The following is a 2,060-nucleotide window of genomic DNA, read 5'->3' on the forward strand; positions in this document are numbered from 1 at the left end:
TTTAGTTTTACAAATCCATTTTAATAAATACAGTAGTGGTTTCAATCAAGAATTAAATTCATAGTTAGCTTTTTGGATTTTGGTTGTTAAAGTTCAATGCTTATTTTTAGCACCTGTTGATTGGAGCGGACTCCGAAAATGCTAACGCATTTCCATCGTGCGTGGGCAGATTCGAGGAAGCTATTCAATGTCCTGGGGGTTCAGCTGCCAAGGTGAGACCGCAGGAGCAAAGCGAGAGCCCTGAGCGGAATCAATAGTCCAGTTTAGCAGAGCCTTGAGTTTTAAGAGGGAGTGTTATGAACATGAGACATGCACTAGTGATTGGTGGAACTGGGATGCTTGCACCGGTTTCTTTATGGCTATTGGAACAGGGGTATAGTGTATCAGTGATTGGTCGGAATCCAAATCGTTTGGAAAGTTTAATAGAAAAATCGAGCCATGCCGATATTACACCGATAAGTGTAGATTATCGAAATATAGGGGAACTAGAAAAAAGAATTGCCATGAGCATACAGAAAAACGGCTTGTTTGATTTAATCGTTGCATGGGTGCGAACAGATGCAGAAAAGGCTCTCGAAACCACGATTAAGTTGAATACAGTTCCTGGCCATTCATGGGAATTAATTCACGTTCTGGGCAGCGGCAGGAATCTTTCCGAGACGAAAAAAAAGCTGCCCATTTCTGATGATTGTGTTTATCGCCAGGTGCAACTAGGTTTTAAAATAGAAGGAAACCACTCAAGATGGTTAACGAATGAGGAGATTTCTTCCGGTGTGATAGATGGAATTCTTAACAGTGACTCCGTTAATATTGTCGGAATGGTCGAGCCAACAGAAAAACGTCCATTATAGTAATATCCTCTTGTTAGAGATATTAGTTTGAATTTGTTATAATCTATTGAAACAAAGAAGACATACATACTGGAGTGATACCAATGACAAAAGCATATGAAAAACGTAAGATTAACACCATGAATGAGGAAGTAACATTCATTGGGTTTGGCGCATTATCGATTGGACGAGACTGGGGATTGGCGGATAAAGAGCGTCCGGATGAAAAAGAAGCAGGCATCGTATTGAATTCGGTGCTCGATCTTGGCATCAACCTTGTTGATACAGCCAGTGCTTACCATCGGAGCGAGGAGCGTATCGGCAATTCGATTTCAAACCGACGCACTGAATATATTCTAGCTTCAAAATGTGGTGAACATAATGATGAACCTTCTACCTTCTACGATTTTTCCTATAAGGCAATCAAGGAATCTATTGATCGAAGTTTAACCTTATTGAAAACGGATGTCATTGATTTGATGCAAATCCACTTTGGACCAGAGCCTGAAAAAGTGATTGCTGAAGGTGAGACAGTCAGAGCGATGAAGGATGCCCAAAAAGAAGGGAAAATCCGCTATCTTGGAGCCTCGATTGATGGCGAACTCGCAAAGCAATGCATCTTGTCTGGGGATTTTGATGTTATGCAGATGGAATATCATTTATTGAACCAGGAAAATGAAGATAACATCAAGCTTTGTGAAGAAAAAGGACTGGGAGTCTTAATCCGGACAGGACTTGGCAGAGGACTGCTGACATCCAGGGCGTTAAAGGCAGAATTCAAACCAGCAAAGCTTGAGCAAATGCTTGAACTTGTCAATAATGACGGAGACCTTCTCTCTACGCTGGCATTAAATTTCCTGTATGAAAACAAAGGTATTAGCTCTGTTTTAATCGGAACAAAGAACCTTGATCATTTCAGGAAGAATATTGAACTGCTTGAAAAGGAATTTGACAAAGAATTACTGGCACAGGCAATCAAGATTGGAAAGAATTAAAAAAATTCCCGGCCTAATCCTCAGGCCGGGAATTTTTTACGGACATGAAGTCAAAGGAGATAGTAATTAAAGGAATTAATTCGTTCATTGGCGAATAAACCTAAAATAATTAAATTGGACAGGTTGTGCAGATTTATGTTGATAATATATTTTCTCCTTGCTTATTTGATTGGCAGCTTGATGGCAGGATTTTTTGTTGTAAAATTCCTTGGTAATAAGGATATCAGAGTGGAGG

The 2,060-nt window shown here is 40.0% G+C and carries 2 protein-coding genes; both read left to right on the top strand.

Features of this window, described 5'->3' with window-relative positions:
* Positions 1-296 precede the first annotated feature (296 nt).
* A complete protein-coding gene (locus tag WB217_RS10885; protein ID WP_423993251.1) occupies positions 297-851 on the top strand; it encodes a short-chain dehydrogenase in 555 nt (184 codons plus the stop codon).
* An 83-nt stretch (positions 852-934) separates the two neighbouring features.
* Positions 935-1,825: an aldo/keto reductase gene (locus WB217_RS10890; protein ID WP_423993252.1), complete on the top strand. Its 891-nt coding sequence runs from the start codon at positions 935-937 to the stop codon at positions 1,823-1,825.
* Positions 1,826-2,060 lie beyond the last annotated feature (235 nt).

The sequence above is a fragment of the Mesobacillus sp. genome (assembly GCF_049588175.1).
In the GTDB taxonomy this organism is placed as follows: domain Bacteria; phylum Bacillota; class Bacilli; order Bacillales; family Cytobacillaceae; genus Mesobacillus.

Coding starts and splice junctions, on each gene's coding strand:
- WB217_RS10885 (WP_423993251.1), top strand. CDS start 297: ATGAACATGAGACATGCACTAGTGATTGGTGGAACTGGGATGCTTGCA.
- WB217_RS10890 (WP_423993252.1), top strand. CDS start 935: ATGACAAAAGCATATGAAAAACGTAAGATTAACACCATGAATGAGGAA.